This window comes from Glycomyces dulcitolivorans, from assembly GCF_003265355.1.
GTDB classification, from domain to species: Bacteria; Actinomycetota; Actinomycetes; order Mycobacteriales; family Micromonosporaceae; genus Glycomyces; species Glycomyces dulcitolivorans.
Genome location: NZ_QFRW01000198.1, coordinates 1 through 6285, shown reverse-complemented (window position 1 = coordinate 6285; position 6285 = coordinate 1). Strand labels below are relative to the sequence as shown.

7 protein-coding genes are annotated in these 6285 nt (G+C 72.0%); 3 read left to right on the top strand and 4 right to left on the bottom strand.

The features are described from left to right. Window positions 1-232 precede the first annotated feature (232 nt). Window positions 233-1159, bottom strand: coding sequence for a rhomboid family intramembrane serine protease (locus DI269_RS14325; protein WP_112136945.1), 927 nt, complete (start codon window positions 1157-1159; stop codon window positions 233-235). Window positions 1160-1169: 10 nt separating this feature from the next. Then, window positions 1170-1682, bottom strand: a complete 513-nt coding sequence (locus tag DI269_RS14320) for a peptidylprolyl isomerase (protein ID WP_112136947.1) — start codon at window positions 1680-1682, stop codon at window positions 1170-1172. Between the two features lie 179 nt (window positions 1683-1861). Between DI269_RS14320 and DI269_RS14315 the strand changes: the two genes are divergently transcribed. Then, window positions 1862-2161: a hypothetical protein gene (locus DI269_RS14315; RefSeq protein WP_112136943.1), complete on the top strand. Its 300-nt coding sequence runs from the start codon at window positions 1862-1864 to the stop codon at window positions 2159-2161. A gap of 444 nt (window positions 2162-2605) precedes the next feature. Here the strand turns inward: DI269_RS14315 and DI269_RS14310 are convergent, their stop codons facing one another. After that, window positions 2606-3724 (bottom strand): aminotransferase-like domain-containing protein, encoded by a 1119-nt coding sequence (locus tag DI269_RS14310; protein ID WP_408612296.1) that lies wholly within the window; start codon window positions 3722-3724, stop codon window positions 2606-2608. A 244-nt stretch (window positions 3725-3968) separates the two neighbouring features. Here DI269_RS14310 and DI269_RS14305 point away from each other — a divergent pair, with 244 nt between their 5' ends. Continuing rightward, window positions 3969-4487, top strand: a complete 519-nt coding sequence (locus DI269_RS14305; RefSeq protein WP_112136939.1) for a YbhB/YbcL family Raf kinase inhibitor-like protein — start codon at window positions 3969-3971, stop codon at window positions 4485-4487. Next, on the top strand, window positions 4480-5637 hold the full coding sequence (locus DI269_RS14300) for a thiolase family protein (protein WP_112136937.1): 1158 nt from the start codon (window positions 4480-4482) through the stop codon (window positions 5635-5637). The genes DI269_RS14305 and DI269_RS14300 overlap by 8 nt, the downstream gene beginning before the upstream one ends. Window positions 5638-5814: 177 nt before the next feature. On the opposite strand, the gene DI269_RS14295 is transcribed toward DI269_RS14300, so the two are convergent. After that, on the bottom strand, window positions 5815-6078 hold the full coding sequence (locus DI269_RS14295) for a cell division protein CrgA (protein WP_112136935.1): 264 nt from the start codon (window positions 6076-6078) through the stop codon (window positions 5815-5817). Between the last annotated feature and the right edge of the window lie 207 nt (window positions 6079-6285).

Below are 6285 nucleotides of genomic sequence, written 5' to 3'. Positions count from 1 at the left end.
GGGTGGGGGGAGGGGGGAGGGCCCCCAAGCCGAATCCGAAGAAAGCGCGGCCCAGCACCGGTCGACACCTGCGGAGACCGGCCTCGAAGCGGCATTCGGCGGAAGAACCCGCGAAACCCCCGACCGGAGCCGCCTCACATCGGACCGATGCCGATGGCAGACCCCGTCGCGGCGAAGAGAAAGAACCCCCGAGGCCGCCTGGCGGCGGCCCGGGGGTTGCGTGTCCGAAGGATCAGACGACGTCGAAGCGGTTGTCGAGGGAGCCGGTCTGGAAGAACGTGATCGCGGCGAGTGCGATCAGGAAGACCGCGAAGCCGATCCAGTGGAGTTGCCGCCGCTCGCGCGGCGTGAAGGTCAGGATCGCGCCGCAGATCAGGCCGCCCACGAGCCCGCCGACATGCCCCGCAAGGCTGAAGTTCATGACGATCGTCAGCACCAGGTTGAGGCCCAGGAGCACGTAGATGCCCTGGTTGTCGCGCCGGAGCTTGCGGTTGACCATGATCAGGAGCCCGAACAGGCCGTACACGGCGCCCGAGGCGCCCGCGGTGAACGAGTCGTAGGAGAACAGGTACACCGCGACCGATCCGGCGAGGCCGGACAGGAAGTAGGCCGCGAGGAACCGCGCGGGCCCGAGGTCGCGTTCGAGGATGCGCCCGAGCATCCACAGCACCACCATGTTGAACAGCAGGTGGATGGCGCCGAAGTGCAGGAACATCGCCGTGATCATGCGGTAGTACCCGCCCGCGGCCACGACCGGCGCGGTGATCGACGCCCCGAAGACGCTCACCGTGACTTCGGTGGAGTACCCGGGGAGGTACCCGATCTCGGCGCCGAGCCAGTGCAGCGGCGTCATCGCGGACGTCGTGGCCGCCTGGATGCTGCCGCCCGCGACGAGCGCCAGCACGAAGACGGCGACGTTCGCGCCGATGAGGACCTTCGTGACGGTCCCGGCCGCGCCCGCGCGGGAGCCGCCGCCGAACGACGAGCGCGTCTTGCGCATCGTCCGGCGGCCCTCGGCCACGCAGTCGGGGCATTGGAACCCGACGGGGGCGTCGATCCGGCAGTCGGCGCAGATCGGCTTGTCACAGCGCACGCAGCGCAGGTACGTCTGGCGGTTCCGGTGGCGATAGCAGACCGGGGCCGACTGCTCTTCGCTCATCGAGGAGGTGCTACTTCTCGATGACGACGGACTCGATGACGATCTCGTTCACCGGGCGGTCCATCGGGCCGGTCGCGGTCTTGCCGATCCGGTCGACGACGGCCTTGGAGTCCTCGTCGCTCACCTTGCCGAAGATGGTGTGCTTGAAGTTCAGGTGCGGGGTCGGGCCCAGCGTGATGAAGAACTGCGAGCCGTTGGTGCCGGGCCCGGCGTTCGCCATGGCGAGCAGGTAGGGCTCGCCGAAGTGGAGGTCGGGGTGGAACTCGTCGGCGAACTTGTAGCCGGGGCCGCCGCGGCCGGTGCCGGTCGGGTCGCCGCCCTGGATCATGAAGCCGTCGATGACCCGGTGGAAGATGACACCGTCGTAGTACGGGCCCGCGCCGGGAGCGCCGGTCTCGGGGTCCGTGTACTCCTTGGTGCCCTCGGCCAGGCCCACGAAGTTCGCCACCGTCTTGGGCGCGTGGTTGTCGAGCAGCTCGATGATGATGTCGCCGGCATTGGTCTTCAGCGTCGCCTTGGTCATGGCGTCCATGGTGCCAGACGGCCGAGGTTCGTCCAACTTTCTCCCCCGTTTCCCTCGACGGGTGTCACAGCCCGGTGCACGATGAGGTGTACAGGCACCTAGAGGAGGCATTCACGATGGGCTTCAGCCGACGTTCCACGACTCCCGCCCGGGAGGCAGTGGACCATTTCAAACACGGTGTGACCTCGTTCAAGGACGCGGGATTCGCAGCGGCGCGGGGAACGAAGGAAGCCGCGGCGCCGCGGGTCAACGTCGTCTTGGCGAAGGTGGGCCTCAGGAAGCCCCCGGCGCCGAAGTGGCCGTGGGTCGCGGGGGCGATCGGCGCGGGGCTCGCGATCGGCGGTGCGGTCGCCTACCTGTGGTACCGGCAGCGGACGGAGTCCATCGGGGAGCAGCTGCTCGCCGACGAGCTGCTCGACGACACCGAACTGGACGACCGGGCGCTCCACGAGGAGCTCGCCGACAGCGTCAGCCGCTAGCGGCGGCGGCGATCCGGGGGGACGCCGCGGCTGCGACGGCGCGACAACAGAAGGCCGGACGCCGGCCGGTGGCGCGAAGCGCCGCCGGGCGGGACCGGCGGCCGGGGGAAGCGGGGATCCGTGCGGGCACGGGTCCCCGGAACCGTGTCCGGGCCGGGAAGCAGGGCCGGGCCCCGAAAACCCCGGAACGCGGAGGACTGCCGCCGGGAAAGGGCAACGCCGGACCGGTGCCTCGCCCTAGGGGGGAGTGGGCGAGTCCACCGATCCGGCGTCTTGGGGGCGGGATAACGGCTACCGCCGCGGCAGGGCCGCGGCCACGCAACCGATTGTCGCGCCCCGCTCGCATTCAGGGAAGGGCGGCGAGGTGGCGGTTATACGCCATGTCGCATAACCGCCATCCACTCTCGACGGAACGTCCGCGGATGATCACGGACGGTGCCCCGTTCAGGCGCGGGAGGACTCCACGGCCTTCGCGAGGCGGCGCACGCCCTCGTCGATGCGGTCGGCCTTGACGGCCGAGTACGCCAGGCGCAGGCAGGACTCGCCGCCGTCGAGCACGAAGTCGGTGCCCTTGACGACCTGGACGCCCTCGTCGCCGGCCGCCGCGGCGACCTTCGCGCAGTCGACGCCCTCGCCGAGGTCGACCCACAGGAAGTAGCCGCCGTCGGGCACCACGAACTCGGCGCCCGGCAGGTGCGCGCGCAGGGACGCGGCGAGCTGGTCGACGCGCTCCTCCAGGGCGGTCTTGACCGTCGCGATGGACCGGTCGAGCGCGCCCGAGGCCGCGAACTGGTAGATCGTGGCCTGCGCGAACATGTTCGGCGCGATGTACGTGTTGGTGGCGGCGGCCGCGATCGTGGCGATCAGGTCCGCGGGGCCGACCAGGTAGCCGGTGCGCAGGCCCGGGCACACGGTCTTGGAGAACGAGCTCGCGTACACGACGCGGTCCTCGGTGTCCTGCTCCAGCATCGTCGGGAACTGCTCGCCGCGGAAGCGGATGTCGAGGTACGGGTCGTCCTCGAAGATCGTGATGCCGTACTCGTTCGCGAGCTGGAGCAGGCGGGTGCGCTTCTCGCCCGACAGCGTCACGCCCGCCGGGTTCTGGAAGTTCGGGATGATGTGCGCGAGGGTCGGCCGGACGCCGCCCTTGAGGAGGACCTCCAGCTCGTCGACGTCGAGGCCGTCGGCCTGGACGCGCACCGGGTGGAGCTGGCCGCGGCGCTCGCGCAGGCCCAGGAGGGTCCGGTCGTAGGTGGGCCGTTCGACGACCACCGGCGTGTCGGGCTTGACGAGCGCGTCGAACAGGAACGCGTCGGCCTGCATCGAACCGTTGGTGACCAGCACGTTCTCGGGGTTCACGCCGTGCTTCGCGGCGATCCACTCGCGCAGCGCGGGGTAGCCCACGGACGTGCCGTAGCCGGTGGTCCCGGCCGGGTCGGCGTCGAGGGCGGCCACGGCCGCGGCCTTGAGGCCCTCGGTGTCGACGATGTCGAGCGACGGGGCGCCCCGGGAGAAAGAGATGACGTCGGTGTTCGGCATGACACCAGCGTAAGCGGCCCACAGGGCGGACGTCGACCGGCATATGGGCAGGCCATGGCGGGCCTCACCCGCCGTCACCGGGAGGGAGCGCGGGGCAGCGCCGGTCAGGGCCCGGCACGCCCCGGCCGCGGCGCGGTCCGCGCCGCGCAGCGGCCTCGGCGCGATACGGTGCAGGGGAAGGCCAAAGCCGTCCAGTCGGACGCATTCGCAGACGAACCCGCGGCCCCGCAGGCCACACGCTCCGCGCGGGCCCGGAAGGAGGAGGACGATGACGTCGCTCGACCGCACGCGGGCCCCCTGGCCCTACGATTTCCTTCCCCCGATCCCGTCGTTCACGGTCGTCTCCGACGACGTCGCCGACGGCGAGACCCTCCCGGCCGCGCAGGTCGCCGGGCAGGACGTCTCCCCGCACCTGGCCTGGTCGGGCTTCCCCGCCGAGACCGCCGCGTTCGCGGTGACCTGCTACGACCCCGACGCGCCGACCGGCTCGGGCTGGTGGCACTGGATGCTCCTGGGCCTGGACGCCTCGGTCACCGGGCTTCCCACGGGAGCCGCCGCCTCACCCCCGCCCGGCGCGGTCCAGCTGCGCAACGACTCCGGCACGACCGGCTTCGCCGGGGCCGCCCCGCCGCCCGGCGACCCCGAGCACCGGTACCTGTTCGCCGTCCACGCCCTCAAGGCGCAGGTCGCGGTCGACCCGGGCTCGTCGATGGCCGTGGGGGCGTTCCACTTGACGTTCAACGCGATCGCGCGCGCCGTCATCGCCCCGGTGTACCGCAATGCCTGAGGCCGTCGTCCTGGCCGCCGCCCGCACCCCGCTGGGGCGGCGCGGCGGCGTGCTCGCGGGCATTCACGCCGTCGACCTGGCCGCGCACGCGATGAACGCGGCCCTGGCGCGGTCCGGGCTCGGGCCCGACGCCGTCGACGACGTCGTCCTCGGGTGCGTCTCGCAGGTCGGCGAGCAGTCCTGGAACGTCGCCCGGAACGCGGTGCTCGCCGCGGGCTGGCCCGACGCGATCCCCGGGGCCACCGTGGACCGGCAGTGCGGGTCGAGCCAGCAGGCGGTCGCGTTCGCGGCCGCGGCGGTCCTCGCCGGGCACGCCGACGTGGTCGTCGCCGGGGGCGTGGAGTCGATGAGCCGCGTCCCGATGGGGTCGAGCCTCGGCGCGGGCGCGGGTGAACCGTACGGGCCGGTGGTGCGCGAACGCTATGCGGCGCAGATCGATGCGGACGCGGCGATGCCGTTCAACCAGGGCGTGGCGGCCGAGAAGGTCGCCGCGAGGTACGGGATCGGCCGGGAGGCGATGGACGCGTTCGCGCTCGCCAGCCACGAGAAGGCCGCGGCGGCGACCGGCAGGGGCGCGTTCGCGGCCGAGATCGCTGCCGTGGGCGGCGTCGCCGTGGACGAGGGCATCCGGCGGGACACGAGCATCGAGCGGCTCGCCGGGCTCAAGCCGGTGTTCCAGGCGGACGGGTCGGTGACGGCGGGGACGTCGTCGCAGATCTCCGACGGGGCGGCGGCGCTGGTCATCACCACCGACGAGCACGCGCGGCGGCTCGGGGTGCGGCCGCTGGCGCGGATCGCGGCGGCGTGCGCGGTCGGGTCGGACCCGGTGCTCATGCTCGACGGGCCGATCCCGGCGACCGCGAAGATCCTGCGGCGCACCGGGCTCGACCTCGACGAGATCGACGTGTTCGAGGTCAACGAGGCGTTCTCGGCGATCCCGCTCGCGTGGCTCGCCGAGACCGGCGCGGACGAGGAGCGGCTCAACCCGAACGGCGGCGCGATCGCCCTCGGCCACCCGCTGGGCGCCTCCGGCGCGCGGCTGGCCGCGACCATGCTCCACCACATGCGGGCCGCGGGCCTGCGCCGCGGCCTCCAGGTGATGTGCGAAGGCGGCGGCATGGCGAACGCGACGGTGTTCGAGCTCCTCTAGAAACCGGATCGAACGGGCGGATCACGAAATATCCCGATAAATCCGCCCTTAAGGGACCCCTGGCACAAGAGTACGCCGGGGGTCCGACAGTTCTCCGGGGCGAAATTCCCGAGCGGGGGCCGGGCGCCGCAGGGGCGCCCGGGTCTCAGGTTCGCGGGCGCGTCAGCGCCGCTTCGATCAGCGCCACTTCGAGAGGACGAGCAGGGCCGCGACCATGCACGAGAAGCCGACGGCGAGGTTCCAGTAGCCCCATGAGGCCACGGGGAACTCCATGCCGGAGAGGTAGAACAGCGTGAGCCAGCCGATGCCGATCACGATGAGGGCGACGGCGGTGACGGGGACCCACGTCGGGCTCGGCTCGTAGCTCTCGCCCGAGGTCGTGCTCCTGCCCGCGCCCGAGCTTGAGTAGACCTTCTTCTTGCGCATGCGTGACTTCGGCATCGACGACTCTCCAACTGAGGGACATGTCCGGCCCCCAGGGTACCGTCCGCGGGTGACGGGCCGTCCGCGCGGCATCGCGTAGCTCACACACCGGAGTCGGACTGCCCGATTCCGGAGTCTGGAAGCGTGTAAGGAGTAGTGAGGCGCCCGGAGGCCCCGGTCCGCGCCGGCCCCGTCCGCCCCGGCGCTCGGGGGCGGCGGCCGCGG